Annotated in this window: 18 protein-coding genes and 1 pseudogene; 9 read left to right on the forward strand and 10 right to left on the reverse strand. The window is 63.3% G+C overall.

Annotation, left to right across the window (positions count from 1 at the left end):
• Positions 1-71 precede the first annotated feature (71 nt).
• Positions 72-1,409: a histidyl-tRNA synthetase gene (locus OPIT5_10445; protein AHF90556.1), complete on the forward strand. Its 1,338-nt coding sequence runs from the start codon at positions 72-74 to the stop codon at positions 1,407-1,409.
• A gap of 65 nt (positions 1,410-1,474) precedes the next feature.
• Here OPIT5_10445 and OPIT5_10450 read toward each other — a convergent pair whose 3' ends face one another.
• The 3 genes from OPIT5_10450 to OPIT5_10465 all read right to left on the reverse strand — a co-directional run bounded on the left by OPIT5_10450 (position 1,475) and on the right by OPIT5_10465 (position 4,661).
• Complete coding sequence (locus OPIT5_10450; protein AHF90557.1) at positions 1,475-3,028, reverse strand: glycosyl transferase family 2; 1,554 nt, start codon at positions 3,026-3,028, stop codon at positions 1,475-1,477.
• Between the two features lie 142 nt (positions 3,029-3,170).
• On the reverse strand, positions 3,171-4,073 hold the full coding sequence (locus OPIT5_10455) for a LysR family transcriptional regulator (protein ID AHF90558.1): 903 nt from the start codon (positions 4,071-4,073) through the stop codon (positions 3,171-3,173).
• Between the two features lie 438 nt (positions 4,074-4,511).
• On the reverse strand, positions 4,512-4,661 hold the full coding sequence (locus OPIT5_10465) for a hypothetical protein (GenBank protein ID AHF90559.1): 150 nt from the start codon (positions 4,659-4,661) through the stop codon (positions 4,512-4,514).
• Positions 4,662-4,963: 302 nt separating this feature from the next.
• Between OPIT5_10465 and OPIT5_10470 the strand changes: the two genes are divergently transcribed.
• From OPIT5_10470 to OPIT5_10495, 6 genes and pseudogenes are all read left to right on the forward strand, one after another.
• Positions 4,964-6,319 carry a transposase gene (locus OPIT5_10470; protein ID AHF90560.1) on the forward strand — a complete coding sequence of 452 codons (1,356 nt, stop codon included), beginning with the start codon at positions 4,964-4,966 and terminating at the stop codon, positions 6,317-6,319.
• A 40-nt stretch (positions 6,320-6,359) separates the two neighbouring features.
• A pseudogene (locus OPIT5_10475) lies at positions 6,360-6,752 on the forward strand (hypothetical protein).
• A 78-nt stretch (positions 6,753-6,830) separates the two neighbouring features.
• Positions 6,831-8,786, forward strand: a complete 1,956-nt coding sequence (gidA, locus tag OPIT5_10480) for a tRNA uridine 5-carboxymethylaminomethyl modification protein (protein AHF90561.1) — start codon at positions 6,831-6,833, stop codon at positions 8,784-8,786.
• A 117-nt stretch (positions 8,787-8,903) separates the two neighbouring features.
• Positions 8,904-10,319, forward strand: a complete 1,416-nt coding sequence (locus OPIT5_10485) for a fibronectin (protein ID AHF90562.1) — start codon at positions 8,904-8,906, stop codon at positions 10,317-10,319.
• Between the two features lie 222 nt (positions 10,320-10,541).
• Positions 10,542-11,909 carry an MFS transporter gene (locus OPIT5_10490; protein AHF90563.1) on the forward strand — a complete coding sequence of 456 codons (1,368 nt, stop codon included), beginning with the start codon at positions 10,542-10,544 and terminating at the stop codon, positions 11,907-11,909.
• Between the two features lie 201 nt (positions 11,910-12,110).
• On the forward strand, positions 12,111-13,418 hold the full coding sequence (locus OPIT5_10495) for a uracil permease (GenBank protein AHF90564.1): 1,308 nt from the start codon (positions 12,111-12,113) through the stop codon (positions 13,416-13,418).
• 73 nt (positions 13,419-13,491) lie between these two features.
• Here OPIT5_10495 and OPIT5_10500 read toward each other — a convergent pair whose 3' ends face one another.
• The 6 genes from OPIT5_10500 to OPIT5_10525 form a co-directional block, all read right to left on the reverse strand.
• Positions 13,492-14,370: a hypothetical protein gene (locus OPIT5_10500; GenBank protein AHF90565.1), complete on the reverse strand. Its 879-nt coding sequence runs from the start codon at positions 14,368-14,370 to the stop codon at positions 13,492-13,494.
• 171 nt (positions 14,371-14,541) lie between these two features.
• On the reverse strand, positions 14,542-15,666 hold the full coding sequence (locus tag OPIT5_10505) for a DNA polymerase III subunit beta (GenBank protein AHF90566.1): 1,125 nt from the start codon (positions 15,664-15,666) through the stop codon (positions 14,542-14,544).
• Positions 15,667-15,998: 332 nt separating this feature from the next.
• A complete protein-coding gene (locus OPIT5_10510; GenBank protein ID AHF90567.1) occupies positions 15,999-16,337 on the reverse strand; it encodes a hypothetical protein in 339 nt (112 codons plus the stop codon).
• A complete protein-coding gene (locus OPIT5_10515) occupies positions 16,337-16,540 on the reverse strand; it encodes an addiction module antitoxin RelB (GenBank protein ID AHF90568.1) in 204 nt (67 codons plus the stop codon). Before OPIT5_10515 ends, OPIT5_10510 begins: the two co-directional genes overlap by 1 nt.
• Positions 16,541-16,586: 46 nt before the next feature.
• Positions 16,587-17,471 carry a CDP-diacylglycerol--serine O-phosphatidyltransferase gene (locus OPIT5_10520; protein AHF90569.1) on the reverse strand — a complete coding sequence of 295 codons (885 nt, stop codon included), beginning with the start codon at positions 17,469-17,471 and terminating at the stop codon, positions 16,587-16,589.
• 51 nt (positions 17,472-17,522) lie between these two features.
• On the reverse strand, positions 17,523-17,876 hold the full coding sequence (locus OPIT5_10525) for a cytotoxic translational repressor of toxin-antitoxin stability system (GenBank protein AHF90570.1): 354 nt from the start codon (positions 17,874-17,876) through the stop codon (positions 17,523-17,525).
• Positions 17,877-18,009: 133 nt separating this feature from the next.
• Between OPIT5_10525 and OPIT5_10530 the strand changes: the two genes are divergently transcribed.
• Positions 18,010-19,530: a sialate O-acetylesterase gene (locus OPIT5_10530; protein ID AHF90571.1), complete on the forward strand. Its 1,521-nt coding sequence runs from the start codon at positions 18,010-18,012 to the stop codon at positions 19,528-19,530.
• Positions 19,531-19,625: 95 nt separating this feature from the next.
• Here the strand turns inward: OPIT5_10530 and OPIT5_10535 are convergent, their stop codons facing one another.
• On the reverse strand, positions 19,626-20,990 hold the full coding sequence (locus tag OPIT5_10535; protein ID AHF90572.1) for a glucose-inhibited division protein A: 1,365 nt from the start codon (positions 20,988-20,990) through the stop codon (positions 19,626-19,628).
• Positions 20,991-21,055: 65 nt separating this feature from the next.
• On the opposite strand from OPIT5_10535, the gene OPIT5_10540 reads away from it, so the two are divergent.
• Entirely contained in the window at positions 21,056-22,147 is a 1,092-nt protein-coding gene (locus OPIT5_10540; protein AHF90573.1) for a LacI family transcriptional regulator, read from the forward strand.
• Positions 22,148-22,150 lie beyond the last annotated feature (3 nt).

The following is a 22,150-nucleotide window of genomic DNA, read 5'->3' on the forward strand; positions in this document are numbered from 1 at the left end:
TGCCGGTTTTCCTGCTTCGATTTCCTGCATTTTTCGGCCTTTCGTTTTTCAGCCTTCAGTCTTTTCCATCAATGGCCCAGTTCCAGTCACTGCCCGGTTTTCGCGAATTTTATCCCGACGCTTTCATGCGCCGGAATCACATCTTCCGCAGGTGGCGGCAGGCGGCGCATGCGTTCGGGTTTCAGGAATACGACGCTCCGGTCCTCGAATCGCTCGATCTTTACAAGGCCAAGTCCGGCGACGAGATCGAGGCGCAGCTTTTCAGTTTCACCGACAAGGGCGGCCGCGAAGTCGCGCTCCGGCCGGAAATGACGCCCACGGTCTGCCGCCTCGTCGGCGCGAAAGCCAACGCGCTGAAGCGTCCAATAAAATGGTTCAGCATTGGCGAATTTTACCGCTACGAGCGCGCCCAGAAGGGACGCGAGCGGGCGTTTTTCCAGCTCAATTGCGACCTGTTCGGCGAACCCGGCCCGGAGGCCGAGATCGAACTCATCGGGTTGCTCGTGCAATGCATCCGCCAGTTCGGGCTCACCGCGGCGGATTTTTATGTGCGGCTCAGCGATCGCAATCTGTGGTTCTACTACCTGGAAGCGCTCGGCTTCTCCGACGCGCAGACACGCAGCCTGCTCGGCGCGATCGACAAATACGAAAAAATCGGGGACGACGCCTTCAAACCGTATGCCGAGGCTCACGGCGCGCTCGATCCGGCGCTGAAGGAAAAGGTCCTCGAATTTCTCGGCGTGAAAAGCCTGCCGGCGCTCGAAAAAATCCTCGCGCCGCACATCGCCGCCAACGCCGCCGCCGGCGAGAAACTCACGGCGCGTCTGGCCGACTGGCGCAAGCTGCTCGGAGGGCTCGAGGCGATGGAGCTGGGCGAATTCATCGAGGTGGATTTCGGCGTCGTGCGCGGCCTGGCCTACTACACGGGCTTCGTGTTCGAGGCGTTCGACCGCAAGGGCGAGTTGCGCGCCATCGCGGGCGGCGGGCGTTACAACGACCTCGTCGGCAAGCTCGGCTACGGTGACCTGCCGGCCGCGGGTTTCGCCATCGGCGACGTGACGATGGCGCTGTTGCTCGAGCAGCGCGGCCTCACCCCCGCCTGGGTGCAGGCGACCGATGTCTACGTGGTGATCGGCGGCGAGGCGGAACGGCGGACGGCGTTTGGCGCGATCGGCGAACTGCGCGCGGCCGGCTACCGGGTGGAGTATCCCTTGAAAGAAGTGGCCTTCGGCAAACAGTTCAAGGCCGCCGCCGAATCGGGGGCGAAGCTCGCGCTGATTTTCGGCGGCGACGAGGTCGCGAAGGGCGTGGTCAAGATTCGCGACCTCGGCGACCGCAGCGAACATGACGTACCGCGCGAACAACTGGCCGCTACCGTGCGGGACTTTTTTACAGGCGGGCAGCGGTAGCCGTCGCGCTCCCGCTCGGCAGTTTCCTACGTATCCGTTTTTTAATTACAATCCAGCGGCTTGGCCTACCCGCGGGCCAGCGCCGGGAACCAGCGCGGCAGCACATCGCCGGCACTGAAGGCCGCGAGTCCGAAAAATCCGGTCGCCTTCACGCAAAGCAGCACGGCCAGCATGTCCTGGTCGACGGTCTCGAAATACAGCGCGCCAAAAGCCATCAGCGAACCGAGCGCCAGCTCCACCAGGGTGATCGCGAGGAACAGGGTGCGGGTGCGCATTTTTCCCATGATGCTGCCGATATTGACGGCGCGGCCGCCCTTGGGCGTGCGCACGAATTCACCGCCGCGCTGGCACAGCCCTTCGATCACCGCCACGGTGCCGGTCACGCTCATCGCCAGACCAAACGCCATGAAAATCGGCGAGGTCAGGAACCAGAGCACGCCCTCCTTCCATTCGCGCTGCCGGAAGTACTGCGCGGTGATATAAAAGGCGACGCTGCCGGCGCCGATCACGAGCGCGATCACCGGATTGAAAAACTCCCACAGGCCCGTCGGATGTTGTCCGGCGAGGATCAGGTAAGGCACGAAACAGAGGGCGAACATCACGAGCAGCGGATGCACGAAGCCGACCAGCAGGTGGAGCGTCGCTTCCTGCTTGCTGCGCGAGGGCGCGTCGCTGCGCATGATGGTGGCGAGCTGCTTGCGCATCACCTGCATGCCGCCCTTGGTCCAGCGGCGTTGCTGCGACTTGAATGCCGTCATGCTCTCGGGGAGCTCGGAGGGCACGGCGTAGTCGGCACGGTAGATAAACTTCCAGCCGCGAAGCTGCGCGCGGTAGCTGACGTCGAGGTCCTCGGTGACCGTGTCGTCGGACCAGCCGCCCGCCTCCTCGAGCGCGCGCCGGCGCCAGATGCCCGCGGTGCCGTTGAAATTGAAAAACAACCCGGCCGCGAAACGCGCCTCCTGTTCGACCACGAAGTGCGCATCGAGAAACACGCCCTGGAAGCGGGTGAGGAGGCTGGACTTGCGGTTGGCAAATTCCCAGCGCGCCTGGACGACGCCGATCTTGCGGTCCATGAAATGCGGCATGAGTTGCTCCAGAAAATCGGGCTCCGGGCGGAAGTCGGCGTCGAAAATGGCGAAAAACGCCGCATCGGTCAGCGCCATGCCATGCGTGAGCGCACCGGCCTTGTAGCCGTGCCGGTCAACCCGGCGGATATGCTGCATGCGGGCGGCCTGCTCCGGATGCGCAGCCAGCCAGCGTTCGATGATGCCGGACGTCTCGTCGGTGGAATCGTCGAGAATCTGGATCACGAGCTTGCCGGAATCGTCTCGCCCCTTTCCGGCCGGATTTCCGTTCTCCCCTGCCCTGCTGCCCGCGTTGTCACCGGCAGCGCCCCAGCGGATCGCGGACACCTTCTCCAGCAGCGCCTCGACGACAAGCGGTTCATTGTAAAGCGGAAGCTGGATGCATACGCGCGGCAGCGGACCGGACAGCGGCGGCGGCACCGGCTTGCGGTGGCTGTAACGCGCGTACAGCCAGAGCATTTTCAGACGATGCAGGGCAAAAAAGAGCAGGCCTCCCAGTGTGCAGGCGTAGATGACGATAAAAAAAGATTTCATGCTGACAGTGCAGCGGCACGGGAATCGCAGGTGCGGTATCTGTGGTGTCGGTGCGTGAACATTGGGGGGATGTATGTGTGGTAGTTATGCGGTTTTACCATCGGAAAACAGGGATAATGCGACGCCTTTGCGCGTCAGGACATCAACCCGGCTCCTGGGTAAGAGCGAGATCCATCCCGAGTGTTTCGATAAATTTTTTCATAGCAGGCGTCAGCACGCGTCCCTTGCGGTGCAGGATCGCGAGCGGACGGGAAAAATCCTTCCCCTTGAGGTTGAGCACCGAAAGCGTTCCCTGCCGGGCTTCCTGTGTGACAGTGGCAAACGGCACGATGGCCACGCCGTGATCGATCTCGACCGCGCGTTTCACCGTTTCGATGTTGTCGAATTCCATCACCGGATCGATTTCCAGCCGGTGTTCGCGGAAGATCGTGTCGATGGCCTTGCGCGTCGGGATATCCGGATCGAATCCGATGAATTTCTGCTCCGCCAGTTCGCGCACGGAAACCTCGCCGGCATGGGCCAGGGGGTGGTTGGGATGCGTGATGAGCACAAGCCGGTCGTTGCGGAACGGGATGATCTCGATCGCGCGCTGCCGCTGCGGAAAGGCGACCAGCCCGAAATCGACCGAGTTGTGCAGGATGTCGTCGTAAACGAGATTGGAGCGCCGGTATTCCACGCGGATGTTGACCGCCGGATAATCGTGGAGGAACCGCTTGATGAACGGCGGCAACTCGTGCAAGCCGATCGAGTAGATGGTGGAGATGCGGATCGTGCCGCTGATGACGCGCTTGAGCTCCTGCAAATCGGAGGAGAGCCGGTCGTAGGCGTAGAGCAACTCCTTGGCGGACTCGTAAACACACTGCCCTTCGCGCGTCAGCTGGAACTGCTTTTGACTGCGGTCGATAAGCAACGCTTTGAAATGCCGCTCCATCGCACGGGCCTGCTGGCTGACAGCGGACTGGGTGATGTTGTTTATTTTTGCCGCCTTGGAAAAGCTCTTCGTCTCGACGAGGTCCGCGAAGATTTTAAAATTCTCGATTTGCATTGGCAGGTGAAAAAGTTGGATGACGACTATAACACACGCTTATTAAGTGACAAAAGAGCAAACAGCCGGAATGGGCAAAGAAATCCTCGCGCCATCGCGCCGCGGAATGAAGAAAATTACCGTCACGTTTACGACCGCTTCTCCCTCCCTGCTGTGAACTTCCCTGCCCGGCCTTGAACACCCGTCGTCACCTCTCGCGTTCGCCGACAATCGTTTGTGTGCACGATGCAGAACGGCTTCCATTCGATCAGATATCGGATATCGTTGAATAAAAATATCTTATACAAAAACGTTAAAAACCAACCGCGAACGGGAGCAAATAAACGCGAGTTAGGAAAATACCCCGGAATCCCTTTCATTCGTGTTTATTCGCAAAGCTACCCTGAAAAATCGTGCGCGGCAGCGCATGATTTCCCTCGGTGCGGATGCGTTCCGGATTCAAACCGGGATGGCCACAAAAAACACAAAATTTCTTTCTGTCCGACGAGAATCTCCCGCGCGCTTATAAGCGCGATGGAGGATTTCATGCGCGGTGTGTTTTTTCGTGTTTTTCGTGGCCATTCTTTCGCTGTCTTCATTCGCGTCCATGTCAGACTGTTGCTGCGCTCGGTATGCGGTTACGGTTTGGATTCTTCGGTTGCGGCTGAGCCGCCCCAGGCTCATTCGCGGTTAAAACCGGTTCGGTTCTTCAGAAGCTCCTCCGATAAAAAATGCAACCCGAGCCGAGACGCGATTACGGTGACCGTCTGATTCCCGGGGCGCTCGAATCCGGTAGCTGAAATTTAAAATTGCCGCTCCCGCCGCCGCCCCCTCCCCTGCCCTGCGTTGGCGGACCATCCGCCACGCCGCAGCCACTATCGACAAACACCATGGCCATGCCCGATCCGATCATCACCGCAGCCTCTGCCGACACCATCGCCGCCCTCGCCACGCCGGCCGGCACCGCCGCCATTGCCCTCATCCGCATCAGCGGACCCGCTTGCGCCGACCTCGCCGTCGCCCTCTTCGGCAAACTCCCCTCCCCTCGCCTCGCCACCCACGCCGACTGCCGCGATCTCTCCGGCCAGACGCTCGACGACGTCCTCGTCACCCGCTTCCCCGCTCCCCGTTCCTATACCGGCGAAGACAGCCTCGAAATTTCCTGCCATGGCAATCCCCTCATCGCCCGGCTCATTCTCGACGACCTCCTCCGCCGCGGCTGCCGGGCGGCTCACCCCGGCGAATTTACCCGCCGCGCGTTCCTCAACGGTCGCCTCGACCTCGCCCAGGCCGAAGCCGTCATGGACCTCATCCACGCCCGCAGCGAACGCGCCCTCGCCGCGGCCAACCGCCAGCTCCGCGGCAGCCTCGGCCGCCACCTCGCCACCCTCACCGAAGCCCTTCTCCTCGCCCTCGCCCGGATCGAAGCCTACATCGATTTTCCCGATGAAGACCTGCCGGCCGAAGACCGCGCCATCGTCGCCACCGAAATCGAAACTGTTCTACGTGGAACAAACCGTCTCCTCGCCACTCACCGGTATGGGGAAATCCTCCGCGAAGGCATCAAGACGGTCATCATCGGTGAACCCAACGCCGGCAAAAGCTCCCTTCTGAACCGGCTTGTCGGCAGCGACCGTGCCCTGGTTTCCTCCGAACCCGGCACCACGCGTGATTTCATCGAGGAGCGTATTCTCGTCGGCCCCCATTGCCTGCGCCTGATCGATACCGCCGGCCTCAACCCGTCTCCGGCCGCTCTCGAAAAGCTCGGTATCGAAAAAACCCTCGAACGCGCCGCCGAAGCCGACCTTTTCCTCTGGGTGCAGGATGCCACCCTCCCCCCCCCCGCCCTGCCGTCCGGAATTGCCGCCCGCCTCACCTCCGGAAACACCCTCGTCCTCCGCAACAAATCCGATCTTCCCCTCTCCCTCCCGCCCCCCCCCTCCCCTGCTTTCCTTACCCTTCCCGTATCCGCCCTTACCGGCGCCGGCCTCGACGAGCTCAGCGCAAGCATTGCCGGCCTTGCCGACTCCCTCGCGCCCGACGCCGGCGATGAACTCATCGCCGTCAACGCCCGCCATGCCGATGCCCTTCGCCGCGCCCTCGATTGCCTGGGTGAAGCTCGCCACAAACTTGCGATCGAGGGTCCCACAGAACTCCTCGCCAGCGATCTTCGCGGCGCCCTCGATGCCCTCGGCGAGATTTCCGGCAAGATCGACAACGAACGCATGCTCGATCACCTTTTCGCCACCTTCTGCATCGGGAAGTAGGCGGGCACCAAAGCAAAATTTTAACCACTCATGCACACTAATGGACACTGATCATCAGGAATCAGAGCTATATCAGCAAGAAGGCTATAACTTCATGGCAGCATGCTTTGAGGTTCACAACACGTTGGGAGTGGTTTCCTTGAAGAAGTTTATCAGGAAAGCCTGGAAATGGAGCTCACTGACCGAGGTATTCCCTTCGTGTCCAAACCCCGGCTCCAGCTTTACGACAAAGACCGTCCACTCAAAAAATACTACGAGGCTGACCTGATCATTCATCGGCGAAATTCTGGTGGAACTCAAAGCCGTCAAAAAGCTCCTGCCCGAACACGACGCCCAGCTCATCAACTACCTGAAAGCAACCCACAAACATGTCGGTTATCTCGTCAATTTTTGCCCGTTCCCGCGTCTCGAATGGAAGCGCCTCGTTCACTGATCTCCTCTCGCTCTCCAGTCCTATTAGTGTCCATTAGTGTGCATGAGTGGTTAAAAATCCTCCCTGTTTTCCTCCGTGATCTACAACGACCAGAAACCTTTTGATGTCATCGTCTGCGGCGCCGGCCATGCCGGTTGCGAGGCCGCGCTCGCCGCCGCGCGCATGGGCTCGCACACGCTCCTCCTCACCGGCAATCTCGACACCATCGCTCAGATGAGCTGCAACCCGGCCATCGGTGGCCAGGCCAAGGGCCAGATCGTCCGCGAAATCGATGCGCTCGGCGGCGAAATGGCGATCAACACCGATCACACCGGCATCCAGTTTCGCCTCCTCAATGAATCGAAAGGCCCGGCCGTCCAGTCGCCCCGCGCCCAGTGCGACAAGAAAGCCTACCAGTACCGCCTCAAACACACCCTCGAACTGCAACCCGGCCTGCAACTCTTCCAGGCTACGGTCACCGGTCTCATTTACGAAACGACAAAAACCGGACGTACAGTCACCGGCGTCCGCACCAACCTCGCTATCGAATTCCTCGGCCGCACCGTCGTCGTCACCACCGGCACGTTTCTGCGCGGCCTCATGCACATCGGCGCCAACCAGAACGAAGGAGGCAGGGCAGGGGATTTTTCGGCAAAAACGCTCTCCGGCAGTTTTCTCGAAGCCGGCATCGAGCTCCAGCGCCTCAAGACCGGCACGCCGCCGCGGCTCCTCGGCCGCTCGCTCGACTTCAGCAAGATGGAGCCGCAACACGGCGACGCGAACCCGACCTTCTTTGCTTTCCACGACACCCGCGACCCGGAAGCCGATCCGTTCCACGTGGAACAAACCGGCGAACGCCGCCTCGGCTGGACGCCCGGCTCCGACCAGGTTGCCTGCTGGATGACCTACACCACGGACGAGACGGCCCGCGTCACACGTGAGAATCTCACCCGCTCGGCCATGTACTCGGGCAACATCACCGGCACCGGCGCCCGCTATTGCCCGAGCTTCGAGGACAAGGTTGTCCGTTTCGCCGACAAGCCCCGCCACCTCCTTTTTCTCGAACCCGAGGGGCGCTCCACCAACGAATATTACGTCAACGGCCTCTCCACCTCGCTCCCGTTCGACGTGCAGCAGCAGCTTGTCCATAGTGTGCCCGGTCTCGAAAACGCCATCCTGCTGCGCCCCGCCTACGCCGTCGAATACGACTTCGCCCCGCCCACCCAGCTCTTTCCCTCGCTCGAATCGAAAAAAGTGGGAAACCTCTTTTTTGCCGGCCAGATCAACGGCACCTCCGGCTACGAGGAAGCCGCCTGCCAGGGCCTCGTTGCCGGCGTCAATGCCGTCCACAAGGTTCGCAACGAGGCTCCGCTCATCATCGGACGCCACGAAGGCTACATCGGCGTGCTCATCGACGATCTCGTCACCAAAGGCACGACCGAACCTTACCGGATGTTTACCAGCCGCGCCGAGTACCGCCTGCTCTTCAACCACGGCAGCGCCGAGCTCCGCCTCCTGCACCACGCTCGCGCCCATCATCTGGTTTCCCCGGCGCGTCTCTCCCGGATCGAAGAAAAGAAACGCCAAATCGAGGAGTGGATCGTCCGTCTCGAAACCACCCGTCCTCCCGCCGGCAGCGACGGGGCAGGGCAGGGGACCTGGGCCGACTGCATCCGCCGCAGCAACCACTCCGGTGACACGGCCGCCGTCCAGGCCCTCACGCCGTCCGGCTTTACCGACCTCCCTGCATCCCTGCGGCAGGAAATTTTCTATCGCGTCGCCTACAAGGGCTATCTGGAACGCGAGCAGCGGCAGATCGAAAAACTCTCGCAAATCGAAAAGATCAAAATCCCGCCGGCCCTCGATTATGCCCGGATCCGCGGGCTGCGCCATGAAAGCGCCCAGAAACTCGCCGCCGCCCGACCCTGGACGCTCGGCCAGGCCAGCCGGATCAGCGGCGTCAATCCGGCCGACATCAGCATCCTCATGGTCGTGATCGCCGCAGGGCAGGGGAGGGGAGAATCACATCCGGCCAGCGCTCCGGCTGCCGACTGAAGCCAACGGTCCCGAATCATTCAAAATCCCGAAGCAGACCCGTATCCGTTTCCGCGAACGGTTTTTTCACGCGACCTTTCCGGAAAATCAGTTCATGATCCGCCAGAGAATACTCCGATGACACTACCACCTCTGATTCGCCACGCCGCGTTCTGCCTCGCGGTTCCGCTGCTCGCACAAAACCTCGCCGCCGACTACAAGGATGATATCGGCTACACCGCCCTGGCAGCCGAGCTCGGTGCAGCGACACCCGACGGCTCCGGCGTCACCATCGCCCATGTGGAGGCAAGCACGAGCGGAAGGGAAGACGTTTATACCTACACCCCCAACACCGCGGACGCCCGGTTTTCCGGCGTCACCTTTACCAACAAAAGCGCCAGCGCCAATCCGCCGACTGGAACCTCCGGCCACGCCACCACCACCGGCGGCCTTATTTACGGAAACAACGGCATGGGCTTCGGTATCACGGAAGTGGATACCTATCTGGCCGATCACTGGATCGGTAACGGTTTTCTGAATACCGATGGCATCACCACCGCCCCGGCAATCGAAACGCGGGACGTGCAAAATCACAGCTGGGTCTCCGGCCCTGAAACCACAGCAGAAGAGGCTCGCGCCGTCCTCAGCCGGCTCGACTACGCCATCCAGCGCGACGACTTCGTGGCCGTTGTCGGCGTCAACAATGGCAAAAACAACGACAGGCCTCTCCTCTCCGCAGCCTACAACGTCATCAGCGTCGGACGAAGCGATGGCGCTCACAGCTCCACGCCCACCGCCGACGGGGTGCAGCGGCCGCACATCGTGGTGCCGGTGGGAACCACCAGCGATGCCACGGCTGTCGTCAGTGCCGCCGCGGCGCTCCTCATCGGGGCGGCGCGCGATGCGGGCGCGGGTTTTGCCGATGGCGACAAATCCGAAACCGTCAAGGCCCTGCTCCTCGCCGGCGCCACCACGCTCCCCGGCTGGAGCCGGCAGTCGGAAACCTCACCGCTCGATCCGGTCCAGGGCGCCGGCCAGCTCAATATCTTCAACAGCTACCACATCCTGGCCGCCGGCCAACAGTCGGGAGCAACCCTTCCCGAAGGAGCAGCGGTTGCGTCCACCGGCTGGGATTACGCCGGTATCTCGTCCGGCGAGACGATCTCCTACCGGTTCAACCTCGACGCCCAAAAAAACATGACCGTGGCGCTGACGTGGAACGCGATCTGGTCCGGCAGCAATTACGACGACCTCACGCTGTCGCTCGCCAATCTCGACCTCTGGCTTTACGAGGTCGGCGTGGACGGTTCGCTGAGCCTGGTCCAGCAAAGTCTTTCCACGGAAGAGAACCTCGAATTCATCCGCGTCAACGGTCTGGCTGCCGGCGAATATCTCATCCAGGTGAGCCTGCTTTCCGAAGGCGACATCGAGTATGCGCTGGCCTGGCAGGCGTCGGTCCCCGAGCCGGCAACCGTCTTTTTCGTGCTGGCGGGGATTGCGGTTCTGGTCATCGGCCGGATTGCCGGCCTGCCGACCGGCAGAAGGCAGGGATAATCCCGGCGTCCCAAAGCCTTCGGATTTTTTACACAAAGATCGCAAAGGACGCAAGGAATTGGTGTTCCGACACTTCGCGTTCTTTGCGATCTTTGTGTAAAAGTCGGAGATTCCGGGGACACCGACCGGGGGCAAATCCCGGGGAACACCTCCTCCTCGGGCGCTCCCGGAAAGGAAGCATTGCCCGGCCAGGATGCTACCGGCAGGCTGGCTCCCTTTGACATGAGCACAGGCGACGATGGCGGGAGTCATTTCCACCCTCCGGCCGGCGACAAGGAAAGCCCGACCGCCGAAGGACAAATTCTCAACCCGGCTGCAGCCCTCGCGGCAGCGGAAAGCGGCGGCGGCACGCCCACCCCGCCGGTCCTGCCTGTGCAAGCAGCGACCTTTATCGAAAAAGGCACCCCGGCATTCCGGCGCACCGTCGCGGCGCTGTTTGCCGCAGGCTTCGCCACCTTCGCGCTGCTTTACTGCGTACAGCCGCTCATGCCGGTGCTCGCCCGGGAGTTCGGGCTCACCGCCGCCGCCAGCAGCCTCGTTCTCTCCGTCTCCACCGCCACGCTTGCGTTCGGGCTGGTATTGACCGGCCCGCTCTCCGATGCGATCGGACGCAAGCCGATCATGGTGGCCGCTCTCTTCGGCGCCGCGCTCTGCACACTCGCCGCCTCGGTCATGCCGGGCTGGCACGGCGTGCTGGCGATGCGCGTGCTGGTCGGCGTTTTCCTGAGCGGCCTGGTGGCGGTGGCCATGACCTACCTGAGCGAGGAGATCCAGCCGCAGGTGCTCGGTTTCGCCATGGGGCTCTATATCGCGGGGAACGCCATCGGCGGCATGGGCGGGCGGCTGATCACCGGTGTGGTCGTCGATTTCGTCTCGTGGCGTGTGGCCGTGGCCCTGATGGGCGGGCTGGCGCTGGCGGCGGCGATGGTTTTCCGGCGGCTCGTCCCGGAGTCGCGGCATTTCCGCCCTGCGCCGCTGCGGATGCGCTCGCTGGTGGACGGGTTCCGGCTCCACCTCGCCGACGCCGCGCTTCCGTGGCTGTTCGTCGAGGGATTTTTGCTGATGGGCGGATTTGTCACGCTTTTCAACTACATCACTTACCGGCTGCTCGCCGCGCCTTATAACCTGAGTCAGGCGATCGTGGGGTTTGTCTCCGCCGTCTACCTGACCGGCATCTACAGCTCGGCCCGCGTCGGCGCGCTCGCCGACAGGCTCGGGCGGCGGCGCGTGCTCTGGGCGGTGATCGGCGTGATGCTCGCCGGCGTGCTCGTGACACTCCTCGACCCGCTCTGGCTGGTGCTGGCCGGCATGCTGATTTTCACTTTCGGCTTTTTCGGCGCGCATTCGGTGGCGAGCAGCTGGATCGGCCGCCGGGCGCGACGGGCGCGCGGCCAGGCATCGTCGCTCTACCTGCTGAGTTACTATCTGGGTTCGAGCGTCGCCGGCACCTGCGGCGGGTTTTTCTGGCATCGCGCCGGCTGGACGGGCGTGGGCCTTTTTATCGCCGGTCTCCTGCTGGCAGCCCTGTTCGTCGCCCTCCACCTGACCCGCGTGCCACCCCTGGCGACCGGAGACGCCGGAGCCCGCTGACAAAACCCGGAACAATCCATACGAACCCGAACCGGAAACGTAATCTATTAAAAATCAGATACTTTCATTCACTGATGTCGGTATTTTTACGGCCGCCATCCCAGAGAAGCGGAGCTTTTGGCAAAAACAGGCCGGGTTCCGCACGTGACGCGGAGGCGCGGGCCGTGTTGCGTTTTCCGATACCGGTTCTCCCGCTTCATCATGAAACCTCGTGCCGCCGCTTCCTCCTCTCCTGCTCCCTCCGCGACCGACTACACGTTTCGCTTCGGCGATGCGCTCGTCGGGGCGCAAATGCTCTTCGTCGCCTTCGGCGCGCTCGTGCTCGTGCCGATTCTTACCGGCCTCAATCCCAACGTCGCCCTGTTCACCGCCGGCCTCGGCACTCTCATTTACCAGCTCATCACGAAAGGCAAGGTGCCGGTGTTCGTCGCGTCGAGTTTCGCGTTCATCGCGCCGATCCAGTACGGTCTGGGCAAGGACGGATGGGGACTGCCGGCCACGCTGTGCGGGCTGGTGGGCGCCGGGTTCATTTATTTTGTCGTGAGCATGCTGATACGCTGGCGCGGCATCGGGTTCATCCGGAAAATCATCCCGGCCGTGGTTGTCGGGCCTGTGGTGATGGTGATCGGGCTGCTGCTGGCGCCGGTGGCGGCGGACATGGCGATGGGCAGGACGAGCGGCGGGGCGATCCCGCAATGGCAGGCGCTGGTCATCGCCGGCATTTCCCTGCTGGCCATGGTGCTGGTGTCGCTGCTCGGGCGCGGGATGCTGCGGTTGCTGCCGATCCTGTGCGGCATCGCGGCCGGCTATGTCGCTTCGCTGGCGATGGGGTTTGTCAATTTCGAGAAAGTCATCGCCGCACCCTGGATTGCGATGCCGGCGTTTGTGACGCCGACGTGGAATCTCTCGGCGATCCTCTTCATCGCGCCCGTCGCGCTGGCGCCGATCATCGAGCATTATGGGGCGATCCAGGCGATCGGCCAGATCACCGGACGCGACTACGTCAAAAACCCCGGCATCGACCGCTGCCTGTTCGGCGACGGCGTGGCGACTTCGGTGGCGGGCATGCTCGGTGGTCCCCCGTGCACGACTTACAGCGAGGTGATCGGCGCGGTGGCGCTGACGCGGGCGTTCAACCCGGCGATCATGACCTGGGCGGCGATCACCGCGATCCTGCTGGCATTTGTCGGCAAGGTCGGCGCGGTGCTGGCCACGATTCCGGGTCCGGTGATGGGCGGCATCATGACGCTGCTGTTCGGAGCCATCGCGGTCGTGGGCATGCAAACGCTGGCGCGTTCGCGCGAGGACCTGCTGGAGCCGCGCAACATGACGATCGTGGCGCTGGTCCTCGTCTGCGGCATCGGCGGCATGGTCATCGGTGACAAACAATCTTTCGCGCTGGAGGGCATCGGTCTGGCCGGCATCCTCGGCATCGTGCTCAACCTGGTGCTGCCGAAAGCACGACCGGAGAGCGCAGTGACGGAGGCAGGAGAGAAGACGCGGGAATAACGCGCGAACTGTCTGGCGGGAGGGAGCCGTTCCGCGAAGCCTGCTGCCGTTTTGCCCTTCTCCTTGCCGCTCGTCACTCGTACCGCCCGGCGCGGCCGAAGTAGTTGAGCAGCCAGCATTCTTTCCACACGCGGTAGCGGCCTTCGTAGGTGATCTTGCCGTGCTCCTCGCGCTCGCGGTGCGGGAAAAGGAAACCGAGCTCGGTGTTGATCTGCTCGAGCTCCACCTGCTGGCCGTTGATGTCGTTGAGCGGTTCGCTCGTCCAGGGACACGGTGTTTCGCCCGCTTCCGCCAAGCGCCGGCGGTGGCGGGCGAGCAGCTTGCGCGGTGAACGACAAAGCGGATACCTCCGCACCAGCCAGTTCTCCGGATAAAAACCGGCGAAGGGCATGAAGATATTGTCCGTGACGATCCGGTGCCCGCCGGTCGTATTGGTTGCCAGATGCAGGCACATGGCCACTGCTCCGGCAGGTTGCGGGAAGAACGTCACCTGAAGCCGGATCTTCGCCTCGGCATCGTGATAGACCGACATCCGCAACCGGATGCCGGGCGCAATGTCGGAATGCAGCGACTGCACCTGCTTGAAACCCTCCCGCCGCAGCCAGTCGCGCACGCGCAGAAAGCGGATATCCGTCGGCCATTCCTCGCCGCCGGCATTGACTGAAAACCGCGGAAAAAGCGGCAACGGACTCACGCTGAGCGCCTTGATTGCCAGCCAGTTGTAAACCGTATCTCCGAGAAACCAGACGAGAAAAAAGGCCAGCGTCAGCGCCGGCAGCGGACGGTCACTCCATTCCAGACCCCGGACCACCAGCGCGCCGCCGAGCGAAAAAATCACCAGCCTCAGCCAGCGATTGGCAATCGCCAGCACCGGCGAGGCACGGCGCTGGTTGATCTGCATCACAACCAGCGAGGCGATCATCGCAGCGTAAACGTAGTAGAGCGGGTCCATGGATTCAGGATGGAGCGACGACATGGCCAGCGGCCGGCCTTTGGCTTCGGTACCTGCCGTAGTCCGGTTGAAGTCGCTTCGTGCCTCGACGGGATTCCTGTATTCCGGCTCTCTGCCCGGCAAGGCAGCGGCAGGAATGCCGCCGCTCCCGGGAAGCAGCCGTCTTTACCTTCAGCTCAGGCGGACGGGCATGATCACGCAGATGAAGTTTTCCAGCGTCTTGAACACACCGGGGCTCACCTCGTCTTTCAGCTCGAAAAACACCTCGTCCTTGGTCAGGGCGCGGAGCGGGTCCATCACGAACGCCGGGTTGAAGGCCACCTGCAGATCGGGGCCGCTGTAGGCGATCGCCATCGACTCGTGCGCCTCGCCGAAATCGGGACTCTGCGCCGTGATCTCGAGGAGGTTGGTGCTGATCTTGATTTTGACTTGGTTGGACTTGTCGGAACAGACAAGCGCGGCGCGGTGCACGCACTCGGCGAGGAGTTCGCGCTCCAGTTTGATGCGCTGGTGCGTCTCCTTGGGAATAACCTGTTGGTAATTGGGATAATTTCCCTCCACCACCTTCGAGTACAGGTAGATGGAATCGACCAGTCCGGTGTCTTCCCCCTCGGTGCTGATTTCGAAAGAGGCGCGGCGGTCGTTGAAGGCGATCTTGATTTTCTCACCCTTGCCGAGCATGCGGAGGAGTTCGCCCACGGTTTTGGCGGGGAGGATGATGGAGCCGGCGGATTCCTCGGGGATTTCCATCTCTTTCGAGATCAGCGCGAGGCGGCGGCCGTCGGTGGCGACGAGAGCGAGCTTGGCGTCGCGGAAATTGAAGTACACGCCGTTGAGGATGTAGCGCGTCTCGTCGGTGGACTGCGCATAGGCGACGCTCTTGAGCATGCCCGTAAGCTCCTCCTGGCTGAGGGTAAAGCTCTTGTCGTCGCCGAATTCCGGCAGTGGCGGGAACTCGTCCTTGCCGATGCCCATGATCTTGAAGGTGGAGCCGCCCGAGGCGAGTTTCACCTGGTGGTTGGCGGATCCGTCGAACGAGACCTCCACGGAAGGGAGCTCGCGGACGATGGTGGCGAGGCGTTTGACGGGCAGGGTGACGGCGCCGGGCTCCTTGATCTCCGCCTTGATCCGGCAGCGGATGCCGAGATCGAGGTTGGTGGTGGTGAGAGAGATGTGATCTTTCTCGGCCTCGATCAGCACGTTGCTGAGGATGGGCATGGTGGCCTTGGAGCCGACAACGTTGAGGACCTGGGCGAGTCCGTTGCTGAAGTGATCGCGGTTGATCTTGAATTTCATGAGGCCTGTTTTGGAAAAACGACTAGGAGAGGGAAGAGCGGGGGCTCTGTCGAGAGTCGAGAAAAGGAAGATGCCAACAAAGGAGAATAGAGACTTCTTTCAATAAAAGAAAATACATCGTCTTATTATGGGCTGCGAAGAACCGGAATAACCGGCCCGTTTTCACTCGCGGAAGGGGACCCCGAAGACGGTGAGCAACTGTCGGGAAGGGGAGGGGAAAGTGGCGGGTTGTTCGCAGGGTCAAAGTTGTGGGTCGGTTATTGGTCAGTTGTTCGCAGGGTTTTTCGCAGGTGGTCGCCGGGAGGGAAGGGCGGGGAGAGGATGTGACGGCTTCAGTTTCGGATGCGCGGGGAAACATCGGGCCAGCGGATCAGCCAGTGGAGCGGATCGGAGCGACTGGCAATGAGAGCGGAAAAGATCAGGGTTTCGTTTTGCAACCCATAGAGGATGAAGAAGGGGAAAGCTTTCAGGTTGCGACGCCGGATTTCAGGGATAATGAGCGAACCCGTGTTCAGGAAATGGCCGGCGGCACCGGGGATTTGTTTTATTGTTTCGATGGCTTCATCGATTTCGGTTCGAAATCTGGTTTCCAGACCGGGTGAGATTTCCGCGTACCGGGCGGCCTCGCGCCGGATGTCGCCGGGGAATTCGGGGTGATAGAGGATTCGCATTACAGCAGCGCGGCGCGAAACTGTTCCTCGTCAAGGGCTGCAACCTTGCCTGTTGCGATGTCTTCGAGACGGCGGACGCCTTCGCGAACCGCTTCCGAAAGGGCGGCAGGCGCAGCAACGCTTTCGATCAGTTCACGTGCGAGCTGAAGGCGTTCCTCTGCAGTCAGCTCCATGGCGGATCGGGAAAGTTCGGTGGTGGTCATTTGTGATGAATATAGGCGCCTTGCCGTTCCGAAACAAGTGCGCCGGCTATGCCGTCTTGCGTCGCAGGCGGCGGACTTTGCGTGCGCGGTGGAAGTGGCGGCCGAGTCCGAAGAAAATGTAGCCGAGGCAGCAGGCGAGCATGCCGAACTCCTTGAACATGATGACAGTAGCCAGCACGATGCCGAGGAGCAGGAAGGTGACGAGCGGCGTGCGCGTTTGCAGGTCGATCTGCTTGCCGCTCGGATAACGCACGGTGCTGACCATGAGGATGGCGATCAGGAGCAGGAGAAACGGCAGGCTGAGTGCGGCCCAGCGGTGGAGGGTCTTGTCCTGCGAGGCGAGGTGGAGCAGGAAGAGCACGAGCGCGCCCACGGTGCCGGCGGCAGCCGGCACGGGCAGGCCGACGAAATCCTTGTTGCTGTAGGCTTCGTTGCGCTGGAGGAGCGGGTGGGTAATCACGTTGAACCGCGCCAGCCGGATCGCCGCGCAGAGCAGGTAAACGAAGCCGAGCAGCCAGCCGATATCCTGGAAAATCGGATAACCCTGGGAGGGCGACATGATGAGGAAAAACATCATCAGGCACGGCGCGAGACCGAAGGAGACGACGTCCGCCAGCGAGTCGAACTCCGCGCCGAAGAGCGATTCCCGGCCGCCCATGCGTGCGAGGCGGCCATCGAGCGCATCGAAGGCCATCGCTCCGAAAATCAGCCACACGGCCTGTTTGTAGTAGTCGATCGCTTCCGGCGGGAGCGGGGACACTTCGCTGATCCGGGCGGCGAAGTTGGCCTGGATGCAGCGGATGACGGCGCCGAAACCGCAAAAGATGTTACCCGCCGTCATCAGGTTGGGCAGGAAATAGATCCGGCTGGCATGCGAGACGTGGTAAGGGGAATCTTCGTCGAATTGGGGAAGGTTGTCCGGGGGAGTCATGAAAGGGAAAAGGGAAAAGCTGGAAAGAGGCGGGGGCGGTCGAAGGTGGCGTCACTTCGTCAGCGTTTCGAGATATTTCCAGAATTTGGAGTGTTGTTCCACCAGTTGTTCTTCGGAGACGGGCAGCTTGTTGCGGAGAAGGAAATCCTCGAGCGAGTTTTTGTGGAGGATGTAGCTGACGTGGAGAAAGGTTTCGTCGCGGATCTCGAAATACAGGCGATGTCCGCCGGAACGCAGCCGGTAAAGTGTCTTGCCGCCGCGCACGAAGCGGCCCAGCGGTTCACGCGGGTGGGCCAGTTCCTCGGTCTTGAGATTGGCCAGCGGCTCGATGGCTTCGAGCTGCACGAAAGGATCGAGCTTCTTGAGCTCGCCCAGCGCCTGTTCGGAAAACGTCACCTGAAACATGATTGTGCAGGGCTTAGCTGTCCGGACCGCGCGATGCAAGCGGGACAGCGCGGCGGCGATTCCCCACCCCCTTCTACCCGATACGCGGGCTTGCGCCGGAGCATCCGATGCCTTCTTGCTTGCACCCTTCATCATGAGAACACCCCTCTTCTGTGTTTCCTCACTTCTCCTGAGTTGCGCCCTGCATGCCGAAGTCGTGCTGGCGCCCCTGTTCCGCGACGGAGCCGTGCTCCAGCGCGAAAAACCGGTCCCCGTCTGGGGAGTCGCCGATCCCGGTGAGAAAGTCACCGTGACTTTTGCCGACAAATCCGCATCCGCCGCCGCCGGCACGGATGGCAAGTGGCGCGTGGACCTGCCCGCTCTCGCCGCTTCCGGCGAGGCGCGTACGCTCACGGTCACCGGCCAGAAAGATGTGCTCACCGTCAACGACGTGGTCGTCGGCGAAGTCTGGCTCGCCTCCGGCCAGTCCAACATGGAATGGGTGGTGAAAAACACCAACAGCGGCGGATACGAGGCAATTGCAGCCAACTGGCCCCTCATCCGCCACTACAAGGCAAAGCGCACGGTCTCCGATACGCCAGCGGCCGCCGTTGAAGGCGCATGGGCCGCAGCTACACCTGCGGCCGTCGGGGAATTCACGGCGGTCGGCTATTATTTTGCCGTCGATCTGTACCGTGCACTCGGCGTGCCTGTCGGTATCATCAACAGCTCCTGGGGCGGCACGCGGGTCGAAGCGTGGATGGACCCTGCCGCCGCCGATGTGAAAAAAGGCCCGGTTTTCGCTGCGATTCACGAGCGTTGGGCCAAAGCGCTGGCGGACTACCCCGCGGCGAAAGAAAAGTACGACGCCAGCTACAAGACCTGGACTGCCGAACGCGATGCCGCCAAAGAAGCCGGCCAGCCGTTTACCAAACGTCCTCCCGGCGCGCCTTGGGGTCCCGGTCATCCCGCCACCCCGAGCGGTCTCTACAACGGCATGATCGCCCCGCTCGTCCCTTACGCCCTGCGTGGCACCATCTGGTATCAGGGCGAGAGCAATGCCGGCCGCGCCAACGAATACCGCGAACTCTTCTCCGCCATGATCACCGGCTGGCGTTCGTTGTTCGCGCAGGGTGATTTTCCTTTTTATTGGGTGCAGCTCGCCAACTACCGCGCCTCGGGGCCGGACAACACCGAATACGCCTTCCTCCGCGGCGCGCAGACCGAAACCCTCTCGCTTCCGAACACCGGCCAGGCGGTCATCATTGATATCGGCAACGTCACCGATATCCATCCGCGCAACAAACTGGATGTGGGCCGCCGCCTCGCCCTCGTTGCCCTCGCCCGCGATTACGGCAAAGCCGACCTGATCGACAGCGGCCCGGTTTTCGCCGCCGCCACCCGCAATGGCGCGTCGATGGTGGTGACCTTCGAGTCCCTCAAGAGCCCGCTCATCAGTCCGCTCGGTGTGCAACCTCCCGGCTTCGAACTCGCGGGCGCAGACCAGGTCTTTTATCCGGCCGAGGCGCGGATCGAGGGCGACACGGTGGTCGTCACCTCCGCCCGGGTCGCCGAGCCCGTCGCGGTGCGTTACGCCTGGCGCAACGCGCCCGCCGCCGGCCTCTTCAACCGCGAGGGCCTCCCCGCCGTCCCCTTCCGCAGCGACAACTGGTAACTGAAAATGTACAGGCGGGGTAACGTAGCACGCGCTTCCTTGCCCGTGGACGACGTTCCGCATCGCATACGTTTTCTGCCCCGCCTCCCCTCCGGTCAGGAAACCGGAGCGGGCCGGTCGAGGGCCTCGAGCGCCGCGCGCACCGCAGGCCAGGCGAGTGCGCGTGGCGACTGGCCGGAGCGGGCGGCGAGCGCGGCGGCCACGCCGGCGCCCTGCCCGAGCGCGACGGCGTTGCCCGTCACGCGATAACTCGAATGCGCCTCGAAATCGCCGCCGATGCAACGGCCGGCGAGGAGCAGGTTGTCCGCATCCGCCGCGATGAGCGCCCGCAGCGGGATATCGTAGGGCTGCGTGCGGGTGGTGTTGGCGGGGTCGCAGGGCCGTTCGCGCGCGGCCGCGGTGGTCGAATGCACGTCGATGCCGAAGGTCGACCGGCACACGGCGTCCTCGTGGCGCACGCCGTTGACGAGATCGTCGCGGTTGACGGTATAAAGTGCACGGATACGCCGGCCCTCGCGCACGCCGATCTGCTCCGCGGTGGCCACGATGCGCAGGCCGCTCCACGGGCTGCCGAGAGAACGCAGCCCGGCGACCAGCCGGTGGACCTCGGCGCGGGCGCGGAGCGTCGCCAGCGTCACCTGCGCGGCGTCGAGGCCGGACGCGCCGTATTCGTGATTCGCCATGAAGGCGAAAAGATCGTCGCGCATCGGGAAAAGCGTCGGGGCCGCATAGGACGGAGTGAGGCTGGCGCGCCGGAGCTCGGCCAGCAGGCGCTTCTTCGGCTCGTTCAGGCCGCCGCCGACGAACGGCTCGATCTCCTGCATGCGCACGCCCGTGACGAGCGCGATCAGGCTCATCGGCTGGGTTTCGCCCGGGGAGCCGGGGCGCCCGAAATCGAAACCGCACCCGGCCTGCGCGGCGAGGTCGCCGTCGCCGGTGGCATCGACAAAACACCGCGCAGCCCACGCCTGGCGTCCGCTCTTCGATTCCGTGAGGAGGGCCGCCACGCGTCCCGGCGCCTGCGGGTCGCGAAGGGCGGCCGCGACGCGCGTGTGCAACTGCACGCGGATGCCGGCGGCGAGGACCATTTCTTCCAGCAGGAGCTTCATCTGCTCGACGTCGCAGGCGAAGCTGCGCCCGCCTGCGACGCGCAGCCTGCGGGCGCCGCGCCGGTCCAGCTCCGCGATGATCTCGCGCATGATGCCCGGCTTGTCCGCCCCGTCGATCACCCAGCCCAGCAGACCCGAGGTCCAGATGCCGCCGAGGCAGCCGTGCGCTTCGAGCAGGACGGTTCGCGCGCCGGTGCGGGCGGCCGCCAGCGCCGCGGCCACGCCCGCCGGCCCTCCGCCGCAGACGATGACATCGGCGAGGCGCTCCGCCTCGACGGGGAGATCGCGCGCAGGTTCATGCACGGGAAACGGTGACGCGGCGGAGCCGGATCTGGCAGGGTCGGTTTTCATGAAACGCCACCCTGAGGACGAAGAGAAAGGTTGGAAACGACGGCATTGCGCACATCATTGCGCAAATGACCCGAAACCCTTCCGGCCTTCCCGCCACCATGGGCGATGTTGCCCGGAGCGCGGGCGTGCATCCCTCCACCGTCTCGCGCGCGCTGCGCAACGACCGGCGGATTCCCGAGGCCACGCGCCGGCGCATCCGGCAGGCGGCGGAGGCGCTCGACTACCGGCCGAATCCGCTGGTCGCGGCTCTCGTCGCCGGCCGGCGCCGGCGCAGTCGGACAGGCGTGTCCGACGGCGATCAGGGCGGCGACGGGGAGCCCGGCTGTGTGCTCGCCTTCCTCACGGCCTGGAAAACGCGGGGGCAATGGCGGGGTTCGCGTCTGTATGCCGCGGTTTTCGATGCGATGCAGCGCCATGCGCGGAGGCGCGGCTACGCGCTGGAGGAATTCTGGTTGGGAGAGCCGGGGATGACCCCGGCCCGGCTCCGCCGGATCCTGACCGCGCGCGGCATTCGCGGGATCGTCGTATGCCCGTTGCCGGCCGGGCTGCACACGCTGGCGTTCGACTTTTCGGGATTCGCGGCGGTGTCTCTGGGCTACACGTTGCGCGAACCGGCGCTGGATCACGTTTCGTACGATTATTGCGCGGTGCTCAAGGAGGCCATACGCCGCCTGCGCGAGCGGGGTTTCCGGCGTATCGGCTTTGTCACGACGCGGAATACCAGCGACCGCGTCGCGCACCTCTCGCTGGGAGCGTTTCTCGCCGAACGTTGCCTGGAGCCGCGCCGGTTTCCGGCGCCGCTGGTGGCTCCGGCATGGAGGCCCGGAGCGTTGGCGGCCTGGGTGCGGGGAAAACGGCCCGACGTGGTGATCACGCCCACGCAGGCGGAGTGCGTTGCGCTCCGCACCGCGCTGGAGAAAGCCCGGTTCCGGATGCCGGCGGATGTGTCGCTGGCATGCCTCGATTGCCACGACAACAGCAGGGAGGGCGGGATGGTGCGCGACACCGATGTCGAGGCGCGCGCCGTGGTGGAGCTGCTCGCCGGCCGGGTCGAGCGCGGACAGGAGGGGGTTCCGGACCTGCCGCAGACCATCCTTGTCGGCGGCCGCTGGCGCGACGGCGCGTCATTGAGGGAAGCGGTCGCGCCGGCCCGCTGATCG

The organism is Opitutaceae bacterium TAV5 (genome assembly GCA_000242935.3).
GTDB lineage: Bacteria > Verrucomicrobiota > Verrucomicrobiia > Opitutales > Opitutaceae > Geminisphaera.